Below are 24,931 nucleotides of genomic sequence, written 5' to 3'. Positions count from 1 at the left end.
TGAAAATAACGAATATACTATATACTAAGTTAAAGGTTGTATAGTATATGGTGATCGGGTGATGACATATGGTTTATGTAGAAAAAGTCATTATTGTAGAAGGTACATCAGATAGAAGAAAGATTGAATCTATTATTCGGGAACCGGTGGAAATTGTTTGTACAAATGGTACAATTGGTTTGTCGAAAATGGATGAGCTCGTTGATCAGTTTTTTGATAAGGAAGTGTATGTACTAGTGGATGCTGATGATGCTGGAGAAAAGTTAAGGAAACAATTTCGAAAAGAATTCCCGCAAGCAGAGCATATTTATATTGATCGCTCGTACCGAGAAGTGGCAACTGCGCCATCTTCACACTTAGCAAATGTATTATGGGGAGCTGACATTGACGTTTATACAGAATATTTACGGTAAGGAATGATAGAAGTGATTGACTGGACAGGAGCCGAAGCTACAGCTCTAATAGAGAATGAAGAAAAAACAGTGTTATATGTATATACTCCAATGTGTGGAACATGCCAATTAGCAAAAAAGATGTTAACTGTCGTTGAGATGACAATTGAAGGTTTGAAAATTGGAATGTTAGATTTAAATTATGCTCCGCATTTCGCGAAAGAGTATGGGATCGAAAGTGTACCTTGTTTACTTGTTTTTGAAAATGGGACACTGATGAAGAAGATATACGCATTTCATTCGGTTGAATATTTATATACGGAATTAAAGTAGGCGGCAAAGTTTTTGCCGCCTCGACATATTTCTCGGGAAATATGTCGAGATGCAGGGTGGTTACAGTATTTGTCGAGCGAAAATAACAGGATTGCTCTTTAGTGAGAGGGAATGGTATGTGTAATAGAAAGTGATATGAAGGATGTGATTTAGAGTGAAATTATATTCTTTGCTGCAATCATTTGTAAATTACGCTAATGGTCAATATCATTTAGAACCGCTTTTAAGACAAGGAGAAAAAACTGTTAATTTCCGCTTTGGAGATGAAAGTTGTTCGTTACAAATTTCAAGAGATTATATAGAGCTGTTGAAAGAAGAAAGAGGAACAGAGCAAATTGTTTGTGTAGATGAAGAAGATGTAAAACAATTGGTGAACGGCAATGTACGATTGCAAATGTTAATGAACGATGGACGTGTACAATATTCGGGAACGTATCGAACGATGCTATTAGTTGAATCGATGTTTCATATATGTAAACCAATGTCAGTAGGTGCTTAAAATTCTGAAGTTTCATTTTTTGCGAAAATTTCTGTTGACATGGTGTGTGGATATTGATACAATTCAATTCATAAAATATAGATAATTTCATAAATTACAAATCAGACGAAAATGTAATCTGATTTCTCTTATCAAGAGAGGTGGAGGGACTGTGCCCTGTGAAGCCCGGCAACCGTCAACTTTATGTTGAAATGGTGCCAATTCCTGCAAAGCAAATGCTTTGAGAGATGAGAGAGAGGGATAATGTTGTTATATACGCACATAAACCTTTCTGCTTCTCTAAAGCGGAAAGGTTTTTTTGTTGTTTGAATGTGGAGGACATTCAAATAATAAAAGTAGTGATAACGGTGGACTACACGCATTAAACATAAAAAATTGCGGAGTCGATCCAAACAAAAAAGGGGTGATACACCATGATTCTATTAGAGAATGTAAAGAAAATATATAAAGCAAAAAGCGGTGATGTCACTGCTGTAGATAATGCCAATTTAAAAATAGATAAAGGTGAAATATTTGGTGTTATCGGATATAGTGGCGCTGGAAAAAGTTCTTTAATTCGATTATTCAATCAGTTGGAGAAACCAACTTCAGGCCAAATTACAATTGCAAATCGCGTGATTTCAGCGATTACAGGAAGCGAACTTCGTAAGGCAAGGCAAGAAATCGGAATGATTTTTCAACACTTCAACTTACTTTGGTCACGAACTGTACGTGAAAATATTGAGTTCCCACTTGAAATTGCAGGTGTTGATAAGGCGAAGAGAAGAAAACGCGTGGATGAGTTAATCCATCTTGTTGGATTAGAAGGAAGAGGAGACGCGTACCCATCTCAGCTGAGCGGAGGACAAAAGCAACGTGTTGGTATTGCGAGAGCGTTAGCTAACAATCCGCAAGTACTTTTATGTGATGAAGCAACGTCAGCTCTTGATCCAGAAACGACAGATCAAATTTTAGATCTATTATTAGATATTAATAAACGTCTCGGTTTAACGATTGTACTCATTACACATGAGATGCACGTAATTCGAAAGATTTGTAATCGTGTTGCAGTAATGGAAAAAGGGAAGATTGTAGAAACAGGTCCAGTACTTGATGTGTTCCGTAATCCGCAGCAAGACATTACGAAACGATTTGTACAGCAGTTAACGGATTCTGAAGATACAAATGAAACGATTGAAAGTTTAATTGAAAAATATCCAGATGGAAAAGTAGTTCGTTTGCAGTTTATCGGTGAAGCGGTAGAAAGACCAGTACTTCAAAGATTAATGCAACGCAGTGATATAGAAGTTAGCATTTTGCAAGGAAATATCGCACAAACGAATAACGGCTCTTACGGTAGTTTAGTTGTTCATTTAAATGGTGAGGAAACAGCGATTCAGCAAGCAATAGAGGGAATACATCAAGATCAAGTAGAGCTGGAGGTGATTGCACATGGATAAGTTACTCACAAATGTTGATTGGAATCAAATGTTAGAAGCAACTGGTGAAACGTTATATATGACGGCAATCGCCGCTCTTGCCACATTTGTTTTAGGACTCATTTTAGGATTGTTACTCTTTATGACAGCGAAAGATAATTTATGGGAAAACAAAGCGGTTAACACAGCAATTGGAGCTTTCGTAAACATTTTCCGCTCGATACCGTTCATTATTTTAATCATTTTATTAATTCCATTCACAAAGATTTTGCTTGGAACAATTCTTGGAGCGAGTGCAGCACTTCCAGCTTTAATTATTGGAGCGGCACCATTTTATGCAAGAATGGTTGAAATTGCACTTCGCGAAATTGATAAAGGTGTAATTGAAGCTTCAAAAGCGATGGGAGCAAAAACAAGCACAATTATTTTGAAAGTGTTAATTCCAGAATCGTTACCAGCGTTAGTATCTGGTATTACGGTTACGACAATTGCTTTAGTGGGCTATACAGCAATGGCGGGAGTTGTTGGTGCTGGTGGTCTTGGAACACTTGCTTATTTAGAAGGATTCCAACGAGGAAATAACGACGTAACAATCGTTGCGACAATTTGTGTATTATTAGTTGTATTTTTCATTCAGTGGATTGGTGATCGTGTAACGACTCGAATAGATAAACGATAATAAAAAACGGGAGGATGTTTCAAATGAAAAAATTATTACTTACAGCACTGATTTCAACTTCAATTTTGGGGCTAGCTGCTTGTGGCGGAAAAGATAAAGATGAAAAGAAACTAGTTGTGGGGGCTTCTAACGTGCCGCATGCGGTTATTTTAGAAAAGGCTAAACCTTTATTAGAGAAAAAAGGAATTGAGTTAGAAGTGAAAAAATTCCAAGACTACGTATTACCAAATAAATCGTTAGCGGATAAGGATTTAGATGCAAACTACTTCCAGCACATTCCGTATTTAGAAAAAGAAATGAAAGATAAAAAATATGATTTTGAAGTAGCAGGAAAGATTCATTTAGAACCGATTGGTGTATATTCTCAAAAATATAAGAGCTTAAAAGAACTTCCAGACGGAGCGACAATTATTATGAGTAATTCAGTTGCTGACCATGGACGTGGTCTAGCAATTTTACAAAAAGAAGGTATTTTAAAAATTAAAGACGGAGTAGATCCAGTTAAAGCAACTCCAAAAGATATTGCGGATAACCCGAAAAACTTGAAATTCAAAACAGATATTGAGCCTGGTTTATTGCCACAAGTGTATAACAATAAAGAAGGCGACGCGGTTCTAATTAACTCGAACTATGCAATTGATGCGAAGTTAAACCCAGAAAAAGATGCAATTGCAATTGAAAGTAATGATTCACCATACGCAAACGTAGTAGCTGTTCGTAAAGGTGATAAAGATAAGAAAGAGATTAAAGCTCTTGTAGAAGTATTACATTCTAAAGAAATCGAAGACTTCATTAATAAAGAATATAAAGGGGCAGTTGTTCCTGTAAAAGAATAATTGCTGTAAAAGGGCTGGTGTATGCCAGCCCTTTTTATAACTACATAATTATACGGGAGAAGGGGACATCATATGAAAAAGATTCTATTGTCAGTTGTTACAGCGCTGTCTGTATTTACATTAGCTGCTTGCGGAGGAAAAGAGGAGAATAAGCTGGTTGTGGGAGCTTCTAACGTACCGCACGCTGTTATTTTAGAAAAGGCACAGCCGATATTAGAGAAAAAGGGTATTAAATTAGAAATTAAAAAATTCCAAGATTATGTGCTGCCGAATAAAGCGTTAGCGGATAAGGAAATTGATGCAAACTACTTCCAGCACATTCCTTACTTAGATAAAGAAATTCAAGAAAAAGGATATAAAATTGTAAACGCAGGGAAAATTCATTTAGAGCCAATGGGCATTTATTCTAAGAAATATAAAAGCTTAAAAGACTTACCAGATGGTGGGACAGTGATTATGAGTAATAACGTAGCGGAGCGTGGCCGTATGCTAGCGCTGTTACAAAAAGGCGGCGTTATTAAATTAAAAGACGGAGTAGATGTTGTGAAAGCAACAGTAAAAGATGTTGTAGAAAATCCGAAAAACTTAAAGTTTAAAACAGATGTAGAGCCTGGTCTTTCACCGAAGTTATATGAAAATAATGAAGGTGATGCGTTATTTATTAATTCAAACTATGCAATTGATGCAAAATTAAATCCAACAAAAGATGCGATTGCGATTGAAGGATCAGACTCTCCGTATGCAAATATTATTGCAGTTCGTAAAGGTGACGAGAAGAAAAAAGAAATTAAGGAGCTAGTAGAAGTACTGCATTCAAAAGAAATTCAAGATTTTATTAATAAAGAATATAAAGGTGCTGTACTTCCGGTAAGTGAATAGATATAAGGAAAGGGCTGGAAATTTACCAGTCCTTTTTTCTTTATATAAATAAGAAGAAAGGTGTATCATATAAGGATGCAAGTGAAATACTTATATACATTTGTGAAAAAATTGTTACTTTTTTTCATCGTTTGCGATATCATTTTATTTGATATAAAATTAGAATGAGAATAAAATGAGAATATGAACGTTTTAGGAATTTTTAAAATGTATATATAGGATTAATGGAGGTATTGAGATGGCTGGTTCTACATTAACGGTTAAAGACTTACACGTATCAATTGATGGCAAAGAAATTTTAAAAGGTGTAAACCTTGAAGTAAAAGGTGGAGAAATCCACGCAATTATGGGACCTAACGGAACAGGTAAATCAACTTTATCTTCTGCAATTATGGGTCACCCAAAATATGAAGTAACAGAAGGTAGCATCATCATCGACGGTGAAGATGTATTAGAAATGGAAGTAGACGAGCGCGCGCAAGCAGGTCTATTCTTAGCAATGCAATATCCAAGTGAAATTAGCGGAGTAACAAACGCTGACTTCTTACGTTCTGCAATTAACGCACGTCGTGAAGAAGGCGATGAAATTTCTCTTATGAAATTTATCCGTAAATTAGATAAAAACATGGAATTCCTAGAAATGGATCCAGAAATGGCACAACGTTACTTAAACGAAGGTTTCTCTGGCGGTGAGAAAAAACGTAACGAAATTCTTCAATTAATGATGATTGAGCCAAAAATCGCAATCTTAGACGAAATTGACTCAGGTCTTGATATCGATGCATTAAAAGTTGTATCTAAAGGTATTAACGAAATGCGCGGCGAAGACTTCGGTTGCCTAATGATTACGCATTACCAACGTTTATTAAACTACATCACTCCAGACTTCGTTCACGTTATGATGAACGGTCGTATCGTTAAATCTGGTGGCCCTGAGCTTGCACAACGTCTAGAAGCTGAAGGTTACGACTGGATTAAAAAAGAATTAGGTATTGAAGACGAAACAACAGAGCAAGAAGCGTAAGAGAGGAGCATAAACATGACAATCGGTACATTACCTTTCGATCAAGAAACAATCCGTCAACGCGCAAGCGAAGTAAACGAAGCAGCTTGGTTGACTGAGTTCCGCTTACAAGCTCTTGCACAAGCAACTGAACTTCCAATGCCAACTCCTGATAAAACGAAAATTGACAAATGGGACTTTATCGGAAAAGGCGACGCTGCTAAGCAAGAGCCTGTAAGTTCTTTAACAGAGCTTCCAGAAGCAGTGAAAAACTTAATCGATGAAAATAACAGCGTATTAGTGCAACGTACTGGTACAACTGCATTCGTTTCTTTAGCAGACGAAGCAAAAGAAAAAGGTGTTATTTTCACAGACATCGTAACAGCTACAACAGAGCATGCTGAACTAGTACAAAAGTACTTAATGAAAGACGGCGTGAAGGTAGACGAGCATCGTCTAACTGCACTTCATGCTGCATTAATCAACGGTGGTGCATTCGTATATGTTCCGAAAAACGTTGTTCTTGAAACTCCACTTCAAGCTGTATTCTTAGTAGACGGCGAAGAAGCTAACGTATATAACCACGTATTATTCGTAGCTGATGCGAACAGTACTGCAACTTATGTAGAAAACTACGTTGCAAATGAAAATGCTAAAGGTATTGCAAATATCGTAGCAGAAGTAATCGTGGAACAAGGCGCACAAGTGAAATTCGGTGCGGTTGATTTATTAGCAAAAGACGTAACAACTTACGTTAACCGCCGCGGTATTGTTGGACGCGACGGCCGCGTTGATTGGGCTCTAGGCCTTATGAATGACGGAAACACAATTTCAGAGAACGTTACAAACTTAATGGGCGACGGTTCATATGCTGATACGAAAACAGTAACAATTGGCCGTGGTAACCAAACACAAAACTTTACAACTAAAGTTGTTCACTTCGGTAAACATTCTGAAGGTTGGATTTTAAAACACGGTGTACAGAAAGATAGTGCAACATCTATCTTTAACGGAATTGGTAAGATTGAACACGGTGCATCTAAGTCAAATGCACAACAATCTTCTCGCGTTCTTATGTTAGATGAGAAAGCACGCGGTGATGCAAACCCAATTCTTTTAATTGACGAAGATGATGTTATGGCAGGTCACGCAGCTTCAGTAGGTCGCGTAGATCCAACTCAACTATACTACTTAATGAGCCGTGGTATTCCAAAACGCGAAGCAGAACGTTTAGTCATCCATGGATTCTTAGCACCTGTAGTTAATGAGCTTCCAATTGAAGGAGTAAAAGCACAGCTTGTTGAGGTAATTGAAAGGAAAGTTCGCTAATGAATATTCATGAAATACGCAAACAGTTTCCAATTCTTGATCAAAAAGTGAACGGCAAACAACTTGTTTATTTCGATAGTGCAGCAACTTCTCAAAAACCAATTCAAGTCATTGAAACGTTAGAACGTTACTATAAAGAATACAATTCTAACGTGCATCGCGGTGTTCATACGCTCGGTACGAAAGCTACCGACGCGTATGAAGGTGCACGGGAGAAAGTTCGCAAGTTTATTAATGCGAAATCAATGGAAGAGATTATTTTCACGCGCGGAACGACAACTGCATTAAATACAGTAGCGGCTAGCTATGGTCTTGAAAATGTAAAAGAAGGCGATGAAATCGTTATTTCTTACATGGAGCACCATAGTAACATCATTCCGTGGCAACAAGTTGCGAAGAAAACTGGTGCAACTTTAAAATATCTTCCGCTTCAACCAGATGGGACAATTTCAATAGAAGATGCTCGTCAAACAATTACACCGAATACAAAAATCGTTTCTATCATGTATGTTTCTAATGTACTTGGAACGATTAACCCTGTAAAAGAAATCGGAGCAATCGCACATGAGAATGGCGCAATTATGGTCGTTGACGGTGCACAAAGTACACCTCATATGAAAGTAGATGTACAAGATTTAAACTGTGATTTCTACGCATTATCTGCTCATAAGATGTGCGGACCTACAGGTATCGGCGTATTATATGGTAAGAAAGAATTGCTAAACAATATGGAGCCAATTGAATTTGGCGGTGAAATGATTGATTTCGTAGATTTACAAGAATCTACTTGGAAAGAGCTTCCGTGGAAGTTTGAAGCAGGTACACCGATTATCGGTAATGCAATCGGACTTGGTGCGGCAATTGATTTTCTAGAAGAAATCGGTCTTGATAATATTGAAAAGCATGAGCATGAATTAGCGCAATACGCTTTAGAAAGACTATCAGAAGTAGATGGCGTTACAATTTATGGTCCAAAGCATCGCGCTGGTCTTGTTACATTTAATATTGAAGACGTACATCCTCACGATGTAGCGACAGTATTAGATGTAGAAGGCATTGCAGTTCGCGCAGGACACCACTGTGCACAACCGCTTATGAAGTGGCTGAAAGCTTCTTCAACAGCACGTGCGAGCTTCTATTTATATAATACAAAAGAAGAAATTGATACATTTGTTGAATCGCTAATCAAGACAAAGGAGTATTTCACAAATGTCATTTAATAATTTAGATACGTTATATCGTCAAGTTATTATGGATCATTACAAAAATCCTCGTAACCATGGCGTGCTAGAAGATAGTGTTACAGTTAACTTGAACAATCCAACTTGCGGCGATCGTATTCAACTTACGATGAAAGTAGAAGAAGGTATTGTGCAAGAAGCGAAGTTTGAAGGAGAAGGATGTTCTATCTCAATGTCTTCAGCTTCCATGATGACACAAGCAGTAAAAGGTAAGAAAATTGAAGAGGCGCTTCAGCTTTCTAAAATTTTCTCTGACATGATGCTAGGAAAAGAGTACGATGACAGCATCGATTTAGGAGATATTGAAGCATTACAAGGCGTATGCAAGTTCCCTGCACGTATTAAATGTGCAACATTAGCGTGGAAAGCGTTAGAAAAGGGCTTAAACGAAGATAAGTAATGTTAAAGGTTCCTAAAAACGAGGTTATCTAAGGAGGGACACACCAACATGGCGAAGCAACTGCCAGATATCGGCGATTATAAATATGGTTTCAAAGACAAAGACGTTTCGATTTTCCGTGCTGGACGCGGTTTAACAAAAGAGATCGTTGAAGAGATTTCACGTATGAAAGAAGAACCACAGTGGATGTTAGACTTCCGTTTAAAATCACTGGATAAGTTCTATGAAATGCCAATGCCACAATGGGGCGGCGACTTAAACGACTTAGATTTCGATGAAATTACGTACTACGTAAAACCATCTGAGAAATCTGAGAAGTCTTGGGATGAAGTACCTGATGAAATTAAAGCGACATTTGATAAATTAGGTATTCCAGAAGCTGAGCAAAAATATTTAGCTGGTGTATCTGCACAGTACGAATCTGAAGTTGTATACCACAACATGAAAGAAGACCTAGAAGCTCTAGGAATCGTCTTTAAAGATACAGATAGCGCATTAAAAGAGAACGAAGATATTTTCCGTGAGCATTTCGGAAAAGTAATCCCACCAACAGACAACAAATTCGCAGCATTAAACTCTGCAGTTTGGTCTGGTGGATCATTCATCTACGTTCCAAAAGGTGTGAAAGTTGATACACCACTTCAAGCGTATTTCCGTATTAACTCTGAAAATATGGGACAATTCGAGCGTACGCTTATCATCGTAGACGAAGGCGCACACGTACACTACGTAGAAGGTTGTACAGCACCTGTTTACACGACTAACTCACTTCACAGTGCGGTAGTAGAAATCATCATTAAGAAAGATGCATATTGCCGTTATACAACAATCCAAAACTGGGCGAACAACGTATACAACCTAGTTACAAAACGTGCGGTTTGTGAAGAAAACGCAACGATGGAATGGATTGACGGTAACATCGGATCTAAATTAACGATGAAATACCCAGCAGTTATCTTAAAAGGCGAAGGCGCTCGTGGTTTAACATTATCTATCGCGATTGCTGGTAAAGGCCAACACCAAGATGCTGGTGCAAAAATGATTCACTTAGCACCAAACACGTCTTCAACAATCGTTTCTAAATCGATTGCGAAGCATGGTGGTAAAGTAACTTACCGTGGTATCGTACACTTCGGACCAAAAGCGAAAAACTCTCGCTCTAACATCGAATGTGACACGTTAATCATGGATAATCAATCTACATCTGATACAATTCCTTACAACGAAATCAAAAACGATTACGTTTCACTTGAGCACGAAGCGAAAGTATCGAAAGTATCAGAAGAACAATTATTCTACCTAATGAGCCGCGGTATTTCTGAGCAAGAAGCTACAGAAATGATCGTAATGGGCTTCATCGAGCCATTCACTCGCGAACTTCCAATGGAATACGCAGTTGAAATGAACCGCCTAATCAAGTTTGAGATGGAAGGTTCTATCGGTTAATATATGTATGAAGAAAGCGCCCTGCTGTGCAGGGCGCTTTTTTTATTGTGTGAGCTTGGCTTGGGGTGGGGTTAGCCGAGATACCCAGGTAGGTTTCTCAGCTAAATATATCAGCGATTTTTCAAATATATCGACCATAACTCCGAATATATCAGCGATTATTTCAATATATCGGCGATTCGACAAGGGATATCGACTTATCAACAAATTACGACAGGAAGAACAGGTCGTATACCCCGAACCTAAATCGTATCCACCTTATCCACAGATTTAACACGTTCCAAAATATACTTTATCCCAACAAAAGAACCGTACCCAATTAAAGCTCCTAGCATATTGAGTATGATGTCATCAATATCGAAAACACCAGTAAAGGTAAGGAGTTGTAACGATTCAATTAATAAAATGAACTTAATAAAAATTTTGGATGCCATTTTTACATTGTTAATTTGTTTAAATAATAAAGGTAGCAGGAATCCGAATGGGATGAATATGATGACGTTTCCTAATGTGTTCATAAGTACGATTTCTATATTATAAGGATCTAGTAAATGAGTAGGATCGAATCCACTTAAATAGTTGATTGTACTTCTGAAAGGAATTAAGTTTATTAACCCACCGTGTATAGCATGCCAGTCACCTGTTTCAAAGAAGTACTTCAGATTACCAAAGTAAAAGGCTGACCTCCCGAGCAATAGTTTAAATAACAAAACAAACGAATACGGTAAAAACAATCCCCAGCCAATCCACTGTACATATTTTTGTGTAGAAGATTGCATCGCTTTTTCAATTTCAGTTCCTAAAGTAGAGGCTTCTCCAAAGTTTTGAATGGCTAATGCAGTAGCTTCTTTTTCAGATTTTCCTTGATTGAGAAATTCTTGTTTTAAGCTTATGAGATGATCATAAATTTCGAAGTATAGTTCGCTTTTATCAGATTGGGATAGGTTTGTTTTTTGAACGATACTCTTTATATATTCTTCAATCGTCATTAATTTAAAGCTCCTTTCTGACAAGTTTTAATAAGAGCTGTAACTGAATCCCACGCTGTTAGTTTTTCTTCTAAAATTTTCTTTCCGTTCGTAGTAATGCGATAAAATTTTCGTTTCATACCCGTTTCAGATTCACCCCAGTAGGAATTTATTAAATCCTTTTGTTCCAGACGTTTGAGTGCTGGATAGAGTGTACCTTGGCTCATTGTGTATAAATCATTGCTGTTTTCTTTTAGCTTTTGAATAATTTCATATCCGTACGTATCGTGCTGTTTAATGATGGAGAGAAGTAAAATATCAATACTTCCTTTTAATATCTCTTTATCCATTTTATGGTTCACCACCTTATAATGAGATTGTAACACGACATATGTCGTGTTACAAGGTATATGTGCATGAGTATACCCCTGCTAGTATACATTTCAATATATCAGCGATTTTTCAAATATATCGACGATTATTTCAATATATCAGCGATTATTTCAATATATCGACGATTCGACAAGGAATATCGACTTATCAACAAATTACGACATAGCAGAGCGGGCGTATACCCCTCAATATTTAGATGATATGCATGAAGTGGCCGAATGGAAGTAGTTGAGGCTAAGATATTGACAAACCCCCACAAGGAACCCCCACAAGGACCCACACAAGGAAATCCACCAAACACCTCGTAAAACCACTCAACAAACTTTCTGACAAATCCCCCCTCCGTTCTCTCAACGAATCCAACAACTAAAAAAGAAAGTTTTTCATATGAAAAGGGCAATCTTTTGCTTTTTTTCACAATGCGAGTACAATGTAAAATAGCAAGAAAAGACGAAAAGTATTTACAGGATTATTGCGTACGCATAGCGTAAATGGCAGTAAGGAACTGAGAGGAGGTTTTTTCTCTGAATATAAATAAAGAAACAATTATCCACCTTTATCATACAAACGATATACATAGTCATTTTGAAAATTGGCCGCAAATTTCTCGGTTTGTACAAGGAGAGAAAAAGCGAAGACAGGAAGCGGGAGAGACCGTTTTGACTGTAGATATCGGCGATCATGTGGATCGTTTTCATAGTATTTCGGAAGCGACGAATGGGCTTGGCAATACGAAGCTTTTAAATGAGGCGTTATATGATTATGTAACGATCGGAAACAATGAAGGAATTACGTTAGCGAAGGAGCATTTGAATCGTCTATATGATGATGCTGGATTTGAGGTGCTTGTCGCGAATTTATTTGAAAAAGAAGGGGTACGTCCAGAGTGGGCAAAGCCTTATAAATTACATACAACGACAGATGGGATTACGATTGCTTTTATCGGATTAACGGTTGCGTATCCAGAGTTTTATCAAATGTTAGATTGGCATATTGAAGATCCAATCGAGCATTTAGAGTCTATTTTAGAAGAAGTGAGAGATGAGGCTCATATAACGGTTGTCCTTTCTCACCTTGGAAAAAGCATGGATGAGCATATGGCGGAGCATTATGATATAGATGTTATTTTAGGGGCACATACGCATCATTTATTTGAGCGTGGTGTTCTTATGAATAATACGTTACTATGCTGTTGTGAGAAGTGGGGACGTTACGTTGGGCACGTTCAACTTACTGTGGATAAAGAGACGAAGAAGTTGTTGAACAAGGATGGTAGAGCGATTAAGACTGAACGTTTAGGTGCTTATAGCAAACCGTTATCCACAATTGAAGCGCTGCAGGAAGAAAGTGAACATATTATGGAAGAGCCTGTCGTTCATTTAAAGGAATCATTACCGGTTGATTGGTTTCATGAGACAGCATTTTCGCACATGTTAGCAAATGCGCTGAAAAACTGGTGTGGTGCAGAGATTGGCATGGTGAACGCTGGTGTACTTCTTGAAGGATTAGAAGAAGGAGTTGTGACGCGCGGAGATATTCACAGAATTTGTCCACATCCCATTAATCCATGTTTATTGAAAGTGCCGGGGAAAACGTTACGAGAAGTGATCTTGAAAGCACGCCGCCCGAATATGGAGAACCTTGAGGTAAAAGGATTCGGATTCCGCGGGAAGGTAATGGGAAAAATGATTTACGCTGGTGTAGAAGTCATTCCAGATACGATTCCCGGGAATAAAATTTTACTCGAAGATGTATTAATTAACGGAGAATCGCTTGAGTTAGATCGTATATATACAGTGGGAACGATCGATATGTTCACATTTGGATACTTATACCCAGAGCTATCCACACTTTCTGACAAACAATATTATATGCCAGAACTACTTAGAGATGTGTTAGCAGACATGTTAATAACTTATACATCTTCCGTCAAACTATAGGCTAGTTAACTTGTAACACTCATTTTTCTCTTGTCATACAGATAAGAAAGAGAGGAGTGTGAACTATGGTTAATGTAGAGCCAATTATAATCGATAATTATACGTTTATTGCGGTTAGCGTCAAACTTCCAAAGACAAATTTGCTAGCTGTAATGAGCGATAAAGGATATATTATGTGCGGTGCATTAGATGTAGGTCTTTTAAATGAGAAGTTAGGGGATCGAGGTATTATTGCTGGCCGCGCGGTTGGTGTAAGAACGATTGAACAACTTCTTGAAGCGCCGCTAGAATCAGTAACGATTGAAGCCGAAGCGTTAGGTATTACGGCTGGTACAATCGGAAAAGAAGCATTATTAAAAATGAGATAAGCATATATCGTCCCTCCTTCTTGCATAGAAATGATATAAGAAGGAGGGTTTTGTATGAGTATATTTCGTTCGAAAAATTCGCGGTTTCGAAGGGGACCTATTTCCTTTCGGCATATACTGCTTATGTCGTTTATTCTTTTTGTCATATTACTCGTGCAAGGATTATGGATTGTGAATAGCAGCATTCAGCCGACATTAATGAAATATGGAGAAGTAGAGACACATAAAATGGCGACAGCGGTTATGACGAAGGCGGTAAAAGATAGGATCGATGAGGGATTCGATGTCGATTCATTAATGAAAGTACAAAATGATAAAAACGGGAAAGTATCCACAATTAATTTAAATACGAAGCAAGTAAATGAAATCGTAACGTCAACGACCACATACATAGAAAAATATTTACAGCAAGTAGAACAAGGGAATTTGAAGGGGTTAGGTATTTCTGAAAAAAATGGGGCAACGATGGCAGTTCCGTTTGGCCGTGTAACAAATAATGCACTTCTTGGAAATATCGGACCCGACATTCCAATTGATTTCACAACGATTGGTCATGTGAATACGGATATTAAACAAAAAATTGAGCCGCACGGAATCAATACGACAGCGATTCAAATTATTATGGAGATGGAAGTGACGTTGCAAGTCATTATTCCATTTCATACGAAAGAAATAAAAGTAAAACAAGATGTTCCGATTGCGACGCGTATCGTTCAAGGGGAAGTGCCTACGTATTATGGAAGCGGAAGTGTTGTTGTACCTGATAAAAAGAAAACGGATAGTTAGTCGAATATAAAAAATAACCGTAGCAATGTGCTACGGTTATCGTTTTGTATTCGCGCGTTCTTTTCGCTCCCAAAGACTTAAATGCATGTATGGATCGAAAGCCCATTCTGTATAACCATTGTCTTTATACATACCGAAATGTAGGTGGGGCGGGAATTTTCCAGCTGTGCCAGGAGGTCCGTAACCGGTGCTACCAACAAATCCGATTACTTTTCCAGGCTCGACAATTTGCCCAAGCTGTATTTCTTTTGAGAATCCGCCTAAATGAGCGTAATAATGGTAATTATTATGAAGGTCACGAATGCCGATGCGCCATCCGCCAAGGCGGTTCCAGCCTTTTGTTTCAATAATACCATAGCAAGTGGATTTTACTGGTACGCCATAGCCTGCAAAAATATCAGTTCCTTCATGAACTCTTCTTCCTCCAAAGCTTCTTCCAGCGCCGAATGTACTACGGTAGCTATGGTCACTGCGAATAGGGAGAGGAAACGCATTTCCTTCTAAATTAATACGTCCATAATGTTTATAAATTTGGGCGTATTCGGTAATTAATTCAACTGTTTTCGCACGTCTATAATATTCCCAGAGCATGATTTTAATACGTTCTTCTGACGTTCCTTGTTTCTTTAAAATCGTTGCTGCTGTATGCAAAAGATCACGGTCGTTATTTGCATTTGCAAATCCATCTTTGTCACCATCTAAACCTAACCCGCCAAATAGAGCAATTGTATGGGGGAGAGTGTCGTTACTATTAACAGGTCCAGCCCATATTTCTGGTTTGAAATAAAGGGAAATGATGGCATCTGGTTTTTTCGGAATATCTTTTCTTACGCTCCGTATATTTCTTTCGTATTGATCCATTGCAGCTAAGTAATACCACGGAATGCCTGAAGATTGCTCGGTTTCTTTATATAGTGCCATGCGCTTTTCGTATATGCTTTGCTGATTATCTTCACCGTAAGCGATGTTTTGGTGGAGAAGAAAGCAAATCGAAAGCAAAAGAGAAATTTTTCGAAGCATGAAATAGACTCCTTTCACATCATCACTCTTTTTAGTGTGGGATATACGGAGTATTTCATTATAGGGAACGATTGGAAAAAATCTTAGAATCTTCATTTGAGCAAATCGCTTTCATACGTTAGAATAGATATGTTACATTGAAAGAAGCGAACACGGTAAACTATTTCATATTGTGCGGAGTTGATAACCATGACAAAACAAACAGAATATAAGCGCAAGCCCGAATGGTTGAAAATTAAGTTAAACACGAATGAAAACTATACAGGCTTAAAGAAAATGATGCGTTCTAAAAATCTTCATACAGTTTGTGAGGAAGCAAAATGTCCGAATATTCATGAATGCTGGGCTGTAAGAAAAACAGCAACATTTATGATTTTAGGTGCGGTTTGTACACGTGCTTGTCGTTTTTGTGCGGTTAAAACAGGCTTACCAACTGAGCTTGATTTACAAGAGCCAGAACGCGTAGCAGATTCTGTAGTACAAATGGGCTTAAAGCACGTTGTTATAACAGCGGTTGCACGTGATGATTTAAAAGATGGTGGAGCAGCTGTTTTTGCTGAAACAGTACGCGCTGTACGTCGTAAAAATCCATTTACGTCAATCGAAGTATTACCATCTGATATGGGTGGAGTAGAAGAAAACTTAAAAATGTTAATGGATGCAAAACCAGATATTTTAAACCATAACATTGAAACAGTACGTCGATTATCTGACCGAGTTCGCGCTAGAGCAAAATATGATCGTTCATTAGAGTTTTTACGTCGAGCAAAAGAAATGCAGCCTGATATTCCAACTAAATCGAGCATTATGGTGGGCTTAGGTGAAACGAGAGAAGATTTAATTGAAGCAATGGATGACTTACGTGCAAACAATGTAGATATTTTAACTCTTGGACAATACCTACAACCATCTAAGAAGCATTTACCAGTTCTTAAATATTATCCACCAGCAGAATTTGCAGAGCTAAAAGAAATTGCACTTAGCAAAGGCTTTAGCCACTGTGAAGCTGGCCCACTTGTGCGTTCTTCTTACCATGCGGACGAGCAAGTTCGTTCTGCAAAAGAAAAAACAGCAGAAGCAAAATAATGAAAAAAGGGAGCTAATGATTAGCTCTCTTTTTGTTTGTACTCCAAAACAGTATTTGAACATGTTAATAAAATCTTTTTTAATTCTTCTGTGGATAATTCAATTGTAAATTCAGGTACACCAGGTGTAATTAAAATTTTATCGTACGTATAAATAGCGTTATCCACAACAATTGTTACATCGTGTGAATACCCGAAAGGAGCTACACATCCCGGCGTACAACCAGTTTTGTCTCGCAGTTCATCAGGAGAACAGAGAGATAAGCGTTCTCCTGTTAGTTCTTTCATCTCTCCGCGGTTAAGCCTTGTGCCCTCTAACGTGAAAAATACGTAATAATCTCCAGCTTTTGATTTTAAAAATAAGCTTTTACTTGGAGTACCTTGTAAGCCAAGCCTCTCGCGTACGATACGATCTGTCTCATAATCGAGTACCGGTTCGTGTTCGAATTTTTCATAAGAAACATTTGTTTTATGTAGTAAAGCAAGTACATCTTCGTACATATGGAGTGATACCCCTTTCTATTATTAGTACAGTTTCTTCTCGTGGCGTCAACTGAATGTGTTGGAAAGAGATATTACTTGGACGGTGCTTTCCATAATCGTTTTAGGCTACATTGTTCATCAATTGTAATTTCGTACATATCAGGATTCGTTAAAGCTCTCCATTCATGAAAGCCGATCGTATGATCAAAGTGCTTTAAAATGAGCGTAAGTAAGTTTCCATGTGTAACGAGTAATGTTGTAGTATGGTTTAATTTTAAAACGTCTTCGATAAGCGATATAGCACGGTCCGTTGCTTGTTTTGTTGACCCTCCGCCTGAAAAGGCAATATCTATATTTATAAAAGTAGATTCTAGTTTTTGCATCCAATCGTCCATTGGAACGTCGCTTAATATGCGTTCAGCTAATCGTTCATCTTCTTGGATAGACAAATTAGCTTGGAGTGCATAGGGCCGAATAGAATCGATAGCTCACACAAATGGGCTTGAAATAATATGATCTATTTGTAGTTGGTTTTCTAAGAGGAATGTAGCAAGGGTGTTTGCTTGTTTTTTTCCATCGGTCGTTAATTCGGCATCACGTTCTTGGCCAGTTGCTGAACAATGTCGTATGACAATAATTTTCTTCATAATTCATCCCCATCTTTCAAGTTGACGCTATATACTTCGACAAATGTGAAAAAATCCCTTTTTATTGGAAACAGCATATTGATTTATATATGTGGAAAAGTAATGTGGATAATGAAAATTGAGGTGCCAGTATGAAAAAAATGATATGTATCGTATTCATGATGTGTTTTCTGACGCAAATGTCCACAACATATGCACAATCCAATCAAAAGTTAGATTATCCAAGTAATCGAAATAAGCCATTTGTGAGCGAAGATGTGTTTTACGAACAGTTAGATAAGAAAATGTATAAAGAATACAATAATGCAGCGTATAGTGTTCGAAAAAAGATTTTATTTAAAGAAGTACCCGACGAAGAATTTTCCTTTCTACAAAAAACAGCCGCGGGTTGTCGGGGTGAAGTGGTGCTTCAAGATTCTTTTATTCACCCTGATCGCCAAGTTTATTTTTTCGCTTCCTTTTCTCAAAATGAAGTAGAAGAGTTACACAAGTACATCGTTATAGATGCAGAAACAAAGAAGGAGCTGCAAAGTGGCAAAAGTTATCATCACTATGATAATCCTTATAAAAAATAACCCACCAATTGGCGGGTTATTTTTTATTCCGGCACACTCATTAATTTCTCTTTCATTTTACGAATAAGAATGATAGCACCAATTGTGAAGAGAAGGGTGATTCCTTCTGCAACAAAGATGTTAATTGTTTTCGTTTGGTAAAGTGCCGCGAAGAAGTCTACAAGTGCGTGGAATAGTATAGCGTACACAAGGAAGATATATTTCTTCTGCTTCACTGCGTATAAAACAAGCATTGTAAAGGCGATTTGCAGCACGAGTGCCATAATTCTTTCTAAGCTGCCAAGGAAGTATAAGTAGGCAGGTTGCTGAATTAACATGTCTTGTAGGCGGCTTAGTTCTGGCATTTTTTCGACCATCTGGGCGAAGCTACCGTTGTTAATTGAATTCGCAAATATAAGTGCTTGGAATGCAGAGAATCCGCCAACTAAAATGGATTCTATCCCGCCGTGACCTATTCCGTAAGCAAAGCCATCTTTATATTCTTGATATTTTTTTAGTAGGAAGAAGAAGGCAACGAAGCGTCCTAATTCTTCAAAAATACCAGCAGTGAGTCCGCCATAAAGTGCGAAAACAAATGGATTTTCTAAAATTGGAGCGATTGCTGGATTACCGCGCATAAATAGGTGGAATGGTGTTTCGAGAATTTGGGTAAATCCGATAAAGATAAGAACACCAACGCCGACCACTTTCCAATTTATATTATATTTTTTACGGAAATAAACGAGTACAATAATTGGGACCAGAATCGAGACAATGAGTTGAAAGATGATGCTGGCAATTACAGTATTTGAAACCATACTTTCACCGCTTTCTAATATATGTACATATCTATTATGCATGAAATATTTTATAAAGAAAATGAATTTACTTATTGACTCTAACGTTGCGTCATACTTTATCGTATGTACTAAGGGGGAGATACACATGGCAATGAAGGTAAAAGAAGTAGCTAGTTTAGTTGGAATTAGTGTGCGCACACTGCATCATTACGATGAAATTGGGTTGTTAACCCCAGACGAGACGACAGAGTCTGGATATCGTTTGTATTCCAATGAAAATTTAGAGACGTTGCAGCAAATTTTATTTTTTAAAGAACTAGGCTTCCCTTTGAAGAAAATTAAAGACATTATCATGAGTCCATCATTTGACCGGAAAGAGGCACTGCAGCTTCATAAAAAAATGCTTCTTGAAAAGCGTGCTCGGTTAGATAAAGTGATTGCGACGATTGATAAGACAATTCAGCATACAAAAGGAGAGATTGAAATGACGAACAAAGAGAAATTTGAAGGCTTCGATTTCAGCCATAATCCGTACGAAGAAGAAGCGCGTGAAAGATGGGGAGACGCAGCTGTAGATAAAGCGAATGAATATGCGAAAGGTATGTCAAAAGACAATCAAGAAGAGTTTAATACGATTTACAGAAATTTAGCGGCGCTTAGACATGGTGCACCAGATTCTAAAGAGGCACAAGAAGCAATTGGAGTATGGTACAATTACTTGCAAAACTTCGGTGAATATTCATTAGATGCTTTTAAAGGACTTGGTCAAATGTACGTCGCTGATGAGCGCTTTACGAAAAATATCGATAAGTTTGGTGAAGGATTAGCTCAGTTTATGTGTGATGCGATGGAGGTTTACGCAAATCGTAAGAAATAGTAAAAAAATAAAGAAGATGGAGGTTTTCTCCACCTTCTTTATTTTTTTATCATATCATTCAAAGTCTGATCCCCCGTATTGTTCAAATGAGGATTTTTACTCATTTCACGTTTTAACATATCGAGGCTCTGTGTATATTCTGTATCATTTAAGGCACCAGATTGAAGGCCTTGAATTTGAGAAATCAACTTTTGGTCTGTTGATACATATGCTTTATAATAGCGAGGGACGATGGACAAAGCAGCTCTATATACTTGATCCGCTACGAGTTTTGGATCCGTTGTGTTTGCACGGTATACAACAAATACTTCATCATCGGTAACGAGCGTAGCAGCGTTTGTAACGTCAGGAAGTTTGACTGTCATGCTTGTAATCATTTCAGCGACTTTCTCACGGTTAATGGCTCCTACTTGTTTGTTAGACACTTCATGCTTTTGTTTAGATGAATAACCGACTCTTGTAAGCCGTGTATTTGTATTTTCCGTATGATACATGTCGTTTTTATTGGAAACAAGAACACGACTTCCTTCTTCACGTTCCATTTCGGCTTTATTCGTTGATTGGCAGCCTGCAAATAAGGAAAGAGTGAGAAGAGAAAGGATAATTTGTTTTTTCACGATGTATCACCTCCTTCTCCATAGCATGCACTAATTTTCAATTTTTTGTATTTGAAATTGTTGGTTGGTATGCTTTGTGATACGATAAAAAGAAGAATGCTTAGAGAGGAAGTTAATGATGGAGCAAAAGCAAGAGATTCATGCTACGGTGAGCATTAATAATGTGCAGTACGAAGTAATTAAAAACTTTCGTGACGGTTTTAGTGAAGAAGCATTTAAAGAGCGCTATGCAGAAATTTTAAATAAATATGATTACATCGTTGGGGACTGGGGTTATGAGCAACTTAGATTGCGCGGCTTCTTTGATGATAGTAACCAGCGTGCGACATATGATACGAAAATTAGTACGTTATCGGAGTATTTATACGAGTACTGCAACTTCGGTTGTGCACATTTCGTATTACGAAAAGTGAAGAAATAAAAAAATCCTCTTACAATCGTAAGAGGATTTTTTTGCATTATAAACAAATCGAGATATGATCGCCTTCAGAAAGTATTGTATTTGGCTTCATTTGTTGCCCGTTCAATTGAATATCCCCGTTTTTAATTTTATCCACAATGAGTGTACGGCTCCAATCTGAAATATATGTGGATAAAGCTTTATCCATCCGGTGGGAACCGAAAACGAGGTCTAATACAATCGTAATTTCAGCTATGCCACTTTCTTTATGCTGTGTAATGGAAATAGTAGTTGTTTCCGTTTGATCTTGCTGCGTCATATCAACTGTTTCAACGTGGTCAGTAAATGATTTATAAATCCGAAGTTTTTGATTCCACGTATGATCTTTCGGACATTTATAAATAGCAAAGCGATATATGTTTTTTCCGTTGGCGTTATGCCTACGAATATTTGTGTCGGTAAATAGGGTAGTGCGTCTGCAATTTTTACAATATTTTTCGATTGTGTTTTGCTGATTTTCATATAAACTCCAAGAAAGTTGTACTTTCTGCATTTTTCTTCACCTCTTATAGTAGTGGCAAAGAAACGTAATACAGCTATTTGGATGTCTTGTAGTATGAAGACATGAGGAAAAGACAAAAATAAAAGGAGGTTCCCTTAGGAACCTCCGTAAACATCATACTACAGATGCAATACGTTCCTTTGTAATGGGAATGGGCAGACTACTCCCTTGAAAAAGCACGGTGCTTTTTTGAGAGTAATGCTATCCAATTGCTGGTCCATTACAAAGTAAATGTTGGCATACGTAGATAACGTCCTTTCTATCCAAATAGATTTGTTTTTCATTATAACATAGAAGATTGAAAATTCAAAACTCTTATGATGAAAAAGCACCAGCTAAAAAGCTGGTGCCTACGATAAATTATATAAGTTCAAATAAAAATGAGCGTAATTCTTCTGCAATTTCTTCAGTCATAGAAAATGCGTGCTCTAAGTAGCCTGGTTCGTTTAAATCGTCGGCGCCGATGATTGCAAATTTATTACGCTGCATATCAAGGACAATTGTTTTACCGTAATGACGATCGGAGTATAGTAGCGCTAAATCATGACGCTCATTTTCTCCCATAAAGCTAACGAAACGAGTTTTTGTAGCGACAGTGTCGTCGTACAGAAAGAAACGTTCTTCCATACACATGGCTCCTTTTATTAAATATCTAAGTTTAAGTGTGGCTTATGATCTAAATGGTGATGCGTTTTAATGAATCGTACCGTTCTTGTTTTGTAACGCATTACGATAGAGTATGTTTCAGCTAAATCTCCGCCTAGGAATTTCACGCCGTCTAATAACTCACCAGCAGATACACCAGTTGCTGAGAAGATTGCGTCATCACCAGATACTAAGTCTTCTAGCATTAGAAGTTGACGAGGGTCTTCTAATCCCATTTCACGACAACGAGCTTCTTCTTCTTCGTTCATTGGAACTAAGCGAGCTTGCATTTCACCTTCAAGACATTTTAATGCTGCTGCAGAAATAACACCTTCTGGAGCTCCACCGATACCTACGAATAAGTCGATACCTGTCCCAGGTAGTGCTGTTGCGATTGACGCACCAACATCACCATCACCAAATAATTTTACGCGTGCACCTTTTGCACGAACACGATCAATAATATCTTGATGACGTTCACGTTCTTGAACGATAACTGTTAGATCGCGAATCTTTTTATTGTTAGCTTCTGCTACAATTTCAATTGTTTTTTCAATTGGATCATCTAAGCTAATTTTACCAGCTGCTTTTGGACCAACCGCGATTTTTTCCATGTACATATCAGGAGCATGAAGAAGGTTTCCTTTATCTGCGATTGCGATAACTGCCATTGCATTTGCAAGACCTTTTGCAACGATGTTTGTACCTTCTAATGGGTCAACGGCGATATCTACTTCTGGACCGTTACCTGTTCCTAGTTCTTCACCAATATATAACATCGGTGCTTCATCAAGTTCTCCTTCACCAATTACAACTGTACCTGCCATGTTTACTGAATCGAACATATCACGCATTGCTGTAGTTGCTGCATCATCTGCTTCGTTTTTCTTTCCGCGGCCCATCCACTGTGCGGATGCTAATGCTGCTGCTTCTGTTACACGGACAATTTCTAGTGCGAGTTCACGTTCCAAGGTTCCATTCCTCCAATTTCAAAAATCATACAAATATAACTATAACAAATAACGGAGAAAAGGTGAATTCGAAAAATTGTCGATTTTTTCAGAAGAAAGCGTTACAATTAAAATGTAAATGCTTTAATTTCCAGGTAGGTGACATTCATGTATTTTGTAGACAGAAAGAAAATAGAACAAATGCTAGTATGTTTAGAACGAGCAACAAGTACATTTCAAGAGAAAAAGATATATGAAACCGAGTTTGAATTTTACGCATTAGAACGCATAGCTCATCTAATGATTGATTGTGTATTAGATGTAGGGAATGCGATGATTGATGGATTTATTATGCGCGATCCAGGAAGTTATGAAGATATTATCGATATTTTAATGGACGAGCGAGTGATAAGTACAGAAGATGGACAAGGGATGAAAGAAATTATCCTTCTTCGAAAAATGCTTACGCAAGATTATATTCAAATGAATCATGATGAATTATATAAGACGATTCAAAAACATATTGCAGTGGTAGAGAAATACCCAGCAAATATTCGCAGTTATTTAGAGAAGGAATTAGGACCTGTATCTGCATTTGTACCAGAATAATTATGCTTATAAGATCCCCAGAGAATGCCTTTTGGGGGTCTTATATTGTATGTGAGGGAGAAGGGTGAAGCATGGGGGAAGCACGTACGACGAAAGATGAAATTGTGCAGTTGTTGAAAGTAAAGGGAGAGCACACCGTAGCGGAACTAGCTGAAATTTTAGAGATTACAGAAATGGCAATTCGAAGACATTTAAGTAATCTTGAGAAAGATGGTTTCATCTATTCCAAGATGGTAAGGCAACATGTCGGAAGACCAACTTATTTGTATGGATTAAGCGAAAAGGGAGAAGATACATTTCCGAAAGAGTATAAGCAATTTGCGATTGATATGCTAGAAGATTTAGCTCGAATGGGCGATGAAAAAATACTTCGTTACGTTTTAAAAGAGAGAACGAAGCGTATGGAAGAACAGTTGCAAAAGCGAGTGAGTAATCAAAAGAATTTAGCATATAAAGTGCAAGAGATAGCAGCTATGCAAGAGAAAAATGGTTATATGGTTCAAATCAAGAGAGATGGAGAGAACTCTTTCGTAATTGAAAAACAAAATTGTCCGTTAAAGGAAATTGCAGAGAGATTCCCGCAAGTGTGTGAAGATGAAAAAGAGATGTATAATCGTTTATTTGCGAACGCAGATGTGAAAACGCTAGCAAACATGTGCGAGGGCGATTGTAGTTGTTCTTACCAAATAAAAGAGAAAAAATGAACGTTATGGGGCGCTTTAAGGTAAAGCGTTTTTTTCTTTTGGAAAAGCGGGTAATATAAGAGTGGTAT

At 37.7% G+C, this 24,931-nt stretch carries 30 protein-coding genes, 1 pseudogene and 1 riboswitch; of the genes and pseudogenes, 21 read left to right on the top strand and 10 right to left on the bottom strand.

The features are described from left to right. Nucleotides 1–68: 68 nt before the first annotated feature. The 12 genes from PDK19_RS19765 to sufB all read left to right on the top strand — a co-directional run bounded on the left by PDK19_RS19765 (nt 69) and on the right by sufB (nt 10,455). On the top strand, nt 69–413 hold the full coding sequence (locus PDK19_RS19765) for a toprim domain-containing protein (protein ID WP_000263237.1): 345 nt from the start codon (nt 69–71) through the stop codon (nt 411–413). A gap of 3 nt (nt 414–416) precedes the next feature. After that, nucleotides 417–725: a thioredoxin family protein gene (locus PDK19_RS19760; RefSeq protein ID WP_001974355.1), complete on the top strand. Its 309-nt coding sequence runs from the start codon at nt 417–419 to the stop codon at nt 723–725. A gap of 154 nt (nt 726–879) precedes the next feature. Beyond that, on the top strand, nt 880–1,224 hold the full coding sequence (locus PDK19_RS19755; RefSeq protein WP_270707888.1) for a hypothetical protein: 345 nt from the start codon (nt 880–882) through the stop codon (nt 1,222–1,224). A gap of 125 nt (nt 1,225–1,349) precedes the next feature. Next, a riboswitch (SAM riboswitch) is annotated at nt 1,350–1,458 on the top strand. 179 nt (nt 1,459–1,637) lie between these two features. Beyond that, complete coding sequence (locus PDK19_RS19750; RefSeq protein WP_000601759.1) at nt 1,638–2,663, top strand: methionine ABC transporter ATP-binding protein; 1,026 nt, start codon at nt 1,638–1,640, stop codon at nt 2,661–2,663. Continuing rightward, entirely contained in the window at nt 2,656–3,321 is a 666-nt protein-coding gene (locus PDK19_RS19745; RefSeq protein ID WP_000359556.1) for a methionine ABC transporter permease, read from the top strand. The genes PDK19_RS19750 and PDK19_RS19745 overlap by 8 nt, the downstream gene beginning before the upstream one ends. A 23-nt stretch (nt 3,322–3,344) precedes the next feature. After that, nucleotides 3,345–4,157, top strand: coding sequence for a methionine ABC transporter substrate-binding lipoprotein MetQ (metQ, locus tag PDK19_RS19740; protein WP_016718832.1), 813 nt, complete (start codon nt 3,345–3,347; stop codon nt 4,155–4,157). 72 nt (nt 4,158–4,229) lie between these two features. After that, a complete protein-coding gene (gene metQ / locus PDK19_RS19735) occupies nt 4,230–5,036 on the top strand; it encodes a methionine ABC transporter substrate-binding lipoprotein MetQ (RefSeq protein ID WP_000722401.1) in 807 nt (268 codons plus the stop codon). A 238-nt stretch (nt 5,037–5,274) separates the two neighbouring features. Further along, nucleotides 5,275–6,060, top strand: a complete 786-nt coding sequence (sufC, locus tag PDK19_RS19730; protein ID WP_000929157.1) for a Fe-S cluster assembly ATPase SufC — start codon at nt 5,275–5,277, stop codon at nt 6,058–6,060. A 15-nt stretch (nt 6,061–6,075) separates the two neighbouring features. Beyond that, nucleotides 6,076–7,368, top strand: a complete 1,293-nt coding sequence (gene sufD / locus PDK19_RS19725; protein ID WP_270707886.1) for a Fe-S cluster assembly protein SufD — start codon at nt 6,076–6,078, stop codon at nt 7,366–7,368. Further along, nucleotides 7,368–8,588, top strand: a complete 1,221-nt coding sequence (gene sufS, locus PDK19_RS19720) for a cysteine desulfurase SufS (RefSeq protein ID WP_001020761.1) — start codon at nt 7,368–7,370, stop codon at nt 8,586–8,588. Before sufD ends, sufS begins: the two co-directional genes overlap by 1 nt. After that, the gene (sufU, locus tag PDK19_RS19715; RefSeq protein ID WP_000009523.1) at nt 8,578–9,009 is read left to right on the top strand and encodes a Fe-S cluster assembly sulfur transfer protein SufU; all 432 of its coding nucleotides are present in this window, start codon (nt 8,578–8,580) and stop codon (nt 9,007–9,009) included. Before sufS ends, sufU begins: the two co-directional genes overlap by 11 nt. Nucleotides 9,010–9,057: 48 nt before the next feature. Beyond that, a complete protein-coding gene (gene sufB, locus PDK19_RS19710; RefSeq protein WP_001118823.1) occupies nt 9,058–10,455 on the top strand; it encodes a Fe-S cluster assembly protein SufB in 1,398 nt (465 codons plus the stop codon). A 242-nt stretch (nt 10,456–10,697) separates the two neighbouring features. Here the strand turns inward: sufB and PDK19_RS19705 are convergent, their stop codons facing one another. Next, on the bottom strand, nt 10,698–11,444 hold the full coding sequence (locus PDK19_RS19705) for a VanZ family protein (RefSeq protein WP_014893430.1): 747 nt from the start codon (nt 11,442–11,444) through the stop codon (nt 10,698–10,700). After that, a complete protein-coding gene (locus PDK19_RS19700) occupies nt 11,444–11,773 on the bottom strand; it encodes a PadR family transcriptional regulator (RefSeq protein ID WP_000356633.1) in 330 nt (109 codons plus the stop codon). Before PDK19_RS19700 ends, PDK19_RS19705 begins: the two co-directional genes overlap by 1 nt. Before the next feature lie 567 nt (nt 11,774–12,340). Between PDK19_RS19700 and PDK19_RS19695 the strand changes: the two genes are divergently transcribed. The 3 genes from PDK19_RS19695 to yunB all read left to right on the top strand — a co-directional run bounded on the left by PDK19_RS19695 (nt 12,341) and on the right by yunB (nt 14,910). Next, nucleotides 12,341–13,756, top strand: coding sequence for a bifunctional metallophosphatase/5'-nucleotidase (locus PDK19_RS19695; protein WP_276068229.1), 1,416 nt, complete (start codon nt 12,341–12,343; stop codon nt 13,754–13,756). Nucleotides 13,757–13,821: 65 nt separating this feature from the next. After that, on the top strand, nt 13,822–14,124 hold the full coding sequence (locus tag PDK19_RS19690) for a YunC family protein (RefSeq protein WP_000248463.1): 303 nt from the start codon (nt 13,822–13,824) through the stop codon (nt 14,122–14,124). A 54-nt stretch (nt 14,125–14,178) separates the two neighbouring features. Next, nucleotides 14,179–14,910 (top strand): sporulation protein YunB, encoded by a 732-nt coding sequence (gene yunB / locus PDK19_RS19685; RefSeq protein ID WP_000021810.1) that lies wholly within the window; start codon nt 14,179–14,181, stop codon nt 14,908–14,910. 36 nt (nt 14,911–14,946) lie between these two features. On the opposite strand, the gene PDK19_RS19680 is transcribed toward yunB, so the two are convergent. Then, nucleotides 14,947–15,930, bottom strand: coding sequence for a M23 family metallopeptidase (locus PDK19_RS19680; protein WP_270707883.1), 984 nt, complete (start codon nt 15,928–15,930; stop codon nt 14,947–14,949). Nucleotides 15,931–16,119: 189 nt separating this feature from the next. Here PDK19_RS19680 and lipA point away from each other — a divergent pair, with 189 nt between their 5' ends. Then, nucleotides 16,120–17,016 (top strand): lipoyl synthase, encoded by an 897-nt coding sequence (gene lipA / locus PDK19_RS19675; RefSeq protein ID WP_000166369.1) that lies wholly within the window; start codon nt 16,120–16,122, stop codon nt 17,014–17,016. 20 nt (nt 17,017–17,036) lie between these two features. Here lipA and PDK19_RS19670 read toward each other — a convergent pair whose 3' ends face one another. Beyond that, complete coding sequence (locus tag PDK19_RS19670; protein WP_270707882.1) at nt 17,037–17,516, bottom strand: YbaK/EbsC family protein; 480 nt, start codon at nt 17,514–17,516, stop codon at nt 17,037–17,039. A gap of 74 nt (nt 17,517–17,590) precedes the next feature. Beyond that, nucleotides 17,591–18,145: pseudogene (locus tag PDK19_RS19665) on the bottom strand (histidine phosphatase family protein). Between the two features lie 131 nt (nt 18,146–18,276). On the opposite strand from PDK19_RS19665, the gene PDK19_RS19660 reads away from it, so the two are divergent. Further along, nucleotides 18,277–18,720 (top strand): hypothetical protein, encoded by a 444-nt coding sequence (locus PDK19_RS19660; RefSeq protein ID WP_073530176.1) that lies wholly within the window; start codon nt 18,277–18,279, stop codon nt 18,718–18,720. A 23-nt stretch (nt 18,721–18,743) separates the two neighbouring features. On the opposite strand, the gene PDK19_RS19655 is transcribed toward PDK19_RS19660, so the two are convergent. Then, a complete protein-coding gene (locus tag PDK19_RS19655; protein ID WP_011040809.1) occupies nt 18,744–19,559 on the bottom strand; it encodes a YhfC family intramembrane metalloprotease in 816 nt (271 codons plus the stop codon). 85 nt (nt 19,560–19,644) lie between these two features. Between PDK19_RS19655 and PDK19_RS19650 the strand changes: the two genes are divergently transcribed. Then, nucleotides 19,645–20,376 (top strand): MerR family transcriptional regulator, encoded by a 732-nt coding sequence (locus PDK19_RS19650; protein WP_270707879.1) that lies wholly within the window; start codon nt 19,645–19,647, stop codon nt 20,374–20,376. A gap of 38 nt (nt 20,377–20,414) precedes the next feature. Here the strand turns inward: PDK19_RS19650 and PDK19_RS19645 are convergent, their stop codons facing one another. Next, nucleotides 20,415–20,993: a YhcN/YlaJ family sporulation lipoprotein gene (locus PDK19_RS19645; RefSeq protein ID WP_000744038.1), complete on the bottom strand. Its 579-nt coding sequence runs from the start codon at nt 20,991–20,993 to the stop codon at nt 20,415–20,417. Nucleotides 20,994–21,111: 118 nt separating this feature from the next. Here PDK19_RS19645 and PDK19_RS19640 point away from each other — a divergent pair, with 118 nt between their 5' ends. Then, nucleotides 21,112–21,414: a YutD family protein gene (locus tag PDK19_RS19640; protein WP_000435941.1), complete on the top strand. Its 303-nt coding sequence runs from the start codon at nt 21,112–21,114 to the stop codon at nt 21,412–21,414. Between the two features lie 37 nt (nt 21,415–21,451). Here the strand turns inward: PDK19_RS19640 and PDK19_RS19635 are convergent, their stop codons facing one another. The 3 genes from PDK19_RS19635 to glpX all read right to left on the bottom strand — a co-directional run bounded on the left by PDK19_RS19635 (nt 21,452) and on the right by glpX (nt 23,571). After that, nucleotides 21,452–21,946 carry a hypothetical protein gene (locus tag PDK19_RS19635; protein ID WP_014893433.1) on the bottom strand — a complete coding sequence of 165 codons (495 nt, stop codon included), beginning with the start codon at nt 21,944–21,946 and terminating at the stop codon, nt 21,452–21,454. A 369-nt stretch (nt 21,947–22,315) separates the two neighbouring features. Further along, the gene (locus tag PDK19_RS19630; protein WP_000392606.1) at nt 22,316–22,582 is read right to left on the bottom strand and encodes a DUF3055 domain-containing protein; all 267 of its coding nucleotides are present in this window, start codon (nt 22,580–22,582) and stop codon (nt 22,316–22,318) included. Nucleotides 22,583–22,599: 17 nt separating this feature from the next. Beyond that, entirely contained in the window at nt 22,600–23,571 is a 972-nt protein-coding gene (gene glpX / locus PDK19_RS19625; RefSeq protein ID WP_000439091.1) for a class II fructose-bisphosphatase, read from the bottom strand. 147 nt (nt 23,572–23,718) lie between these two features. On the opposite strand from glpX, the gene PDK19_RS19620 reads away from it, so the two are divergent. Further along, nucleotides 23,719–24,159, top strand: a complete 441-nt coding sequence (locus PDK19_RS19620; RefSeq protein ID WP_000274011.1) for a DUF86 domain-containing protein — start codon at nt 23,719–23,721, stop codon at nt 24,157–24,159. Nucleotides 24,160–24,230: 71 nt separating this feature from the next. Beyond that, on the top strand, nt 24,231–24,863 hold the full coding sequence (locus tag PDK19_RS19615) for a helix-turn-helix transcriptional regulator (RefSeq protein WP_000503352.1): 633 nt from the start codon (nt 24,231–24,233) through the stop codon (nt 24,861–24,863). Nucleotides 24,864–24,931: the final 68 nt, after the last annotated feature.

This window comes from Bacillus cereus group sp. BcHK124 (genome assembly GCF_027712065.1).
GTDB classification, from domain to species: Bacteria; Bacillota; Bacilli; order Bacillales; family Bacillaceae_G; genus Bacillus_A; species Bacillus_A pacificus.
The sequence above is the reverse complement of the archived record's forward strand: the minus strand, read 5'-3'. Positions and strand labels throughout refer to the sequence as shown.

Coding starts and splice junctions, on each gene's coding strand:
- sufB (WP_001118823.1), top strand. CDS start 9,058: ATGGCGAAGCAACTGCCAGATATCGGCGATTATAAATATGGTTTCAAA.
- sufD (WP_270707886.1), top strand. CDS start 6,076: ATGACAATCGGTACATTACCTTTCGATCAAGAAACAATCCGTCAACGC.
- PDK19_RS19660 (WP_073530176.1), top strand. CDS start 18,277: ATGAAAAAAATGATATGTATCGTATTCATGATGTGTTTTCTGACGCAA.
- PDK19_RS19765 (WP_000263237.1), top strand. CDS start 69: ATGGTTTATGTAGAAAAAGTCATTATTGTAGAAGGTACATCAGATAGA.
- sufC (WP_000929157.1), top strand. CDS start 5,275: ATGGCTGGTTCTACATTAACGGTTAAAGACTTACACGTATCAATTGAT.
- sufS (WP_001020761.1), top strand. CDS start 7,368: ATGAATATTCATGAAATACGCAAACAGTTTCCAATTCTTGATCAAAAA.
- PDK19_RS19690 (WP_000248463.1), top strand. CDS start 13,822: ATGGTTAATGTAGAGCCAATTATAATCGATAATTATACGTTTATTGCG.
- sufU (WP_000009523.1), top strand. CDS start 8,578: ATGTCATTTAATAATTTAGATACGTTATATCGTCAAGTTATTATGGAT.
- PDK19_RS19700 (WP_000356633.1), bottom strand. CDS start 11,773: ATGGATAAAGAGATATTAAAAGGAAGTATTGATATTTTACTTCTCTCC.
- metQ (WP_000722401.1), top strand. CDS start 4,230: ATGAAAAAGATTCTATTGTCAGTTGTTACAGCGCTGTCTGTATTTACA.
- PDK19_RS19650 (WP_270707879.1), top strand. CDS start 19,645: ATGGCAATGAAGGTAAAAGAAGTAGCTAGTTTAGTTGGAATTAGTGTG.
- PDK19_RS19760 (WP_001974355.1), top strand. CDS start 417: ATGATAGAAGTGATTGACTGGACAGGAGCCGAAGCTACAGCTCTAATA.
- lipA (WP_000166369.1), top strand. CDS start 16,120: ATGACAAAACAAACAGAATATAAGCGCAAGCCCGAATGGTTGAAAATT.
- PDK19_RS19655 (WP_011040809.1), bottom strand. CDS start 19,559: ATGCATAATAGATATGTACATATATTAGAAAGCGGTGAAAGTATGGTT.
- PDK19_RS19640 (WP_000435941.1), top strand. CDS start 21,112: ATGGAGCAAAAGCAAGAGATTCATGCTACGGTGAGCATTAATAATGTG.
- PDK19_RS19620 (WP_000274011.1), top strand. CDS start 23,719: ATGTATTTTGTAGACAGAAAGAAAATAGAACAAATGCTAGTATGTTTA.
- PDK19_RS19705 (WP_014893430.1), bottom strand. CDS start 11,444: ATGACGATTGAAGAATATATAAAGAGTATCGTTCAAAAAACAAACCTA.
- PDK19_RS19670 (WP_270707882.1), bottom strand. CDS start 17,516: ATGTACGAAGATGTACTTGCTTTACTACATAAAACAAATGTTTCTTAT.
- PDK19_RS19750 (WP_000601759.1), top strand. CDS start 1,638: ATGATTCTATTAGAGAATGTAAAGAAAATATATAAAGCAAAAAGCGGT.
- PDK19_RS19745 (WP_000359556.1), top strand. CDS start 2,656: ATGGATAAGTTACTCACAAATGTTGATTGGAATCAAATGTTAGAAGCA.
- yunB (WP_000021810.1), top strand. CDS start 14,179: ATGAGTATATTTCGTTCGAAAAATTCGCGGTTTCGAAGGGGACCTATT.
- PDK19_RS19680 (WP_270707883.1), bottom strand. CDS start 15,930: ATGCTTCGAAAAATTTCTCTTTTGCTTTCGATTTGCTTTCTTCTCCAC.
- PDK19_RS19635 (WP_014893433.1), bottom strand. CDS start 21,946: ATGCAGAAAGTACAACTTTCTTGGAGTTTATATGAAAATCAGCAAAAC.
- PDK19_RS19630 (WP_000392606.1), bottom strand. CDS start 22,582: ATGGAAGAACGTTTCTTTCTGTACGACGACACTGTCGCTACAAAAACT.
- PDK19_RS19615 (WP_000503352.1), top strand. CDS start 24,231: ATGGGGGAAGCACGTACGACGAAAGATGAAATTGTGCAGTTGTTGAAA.
- metQ (WP_016718832.1), top strand. CDS start 3,345: ATGAAAAAATTATTACTTACAGCACTGATTTCAACTTCAATTTTGGGG.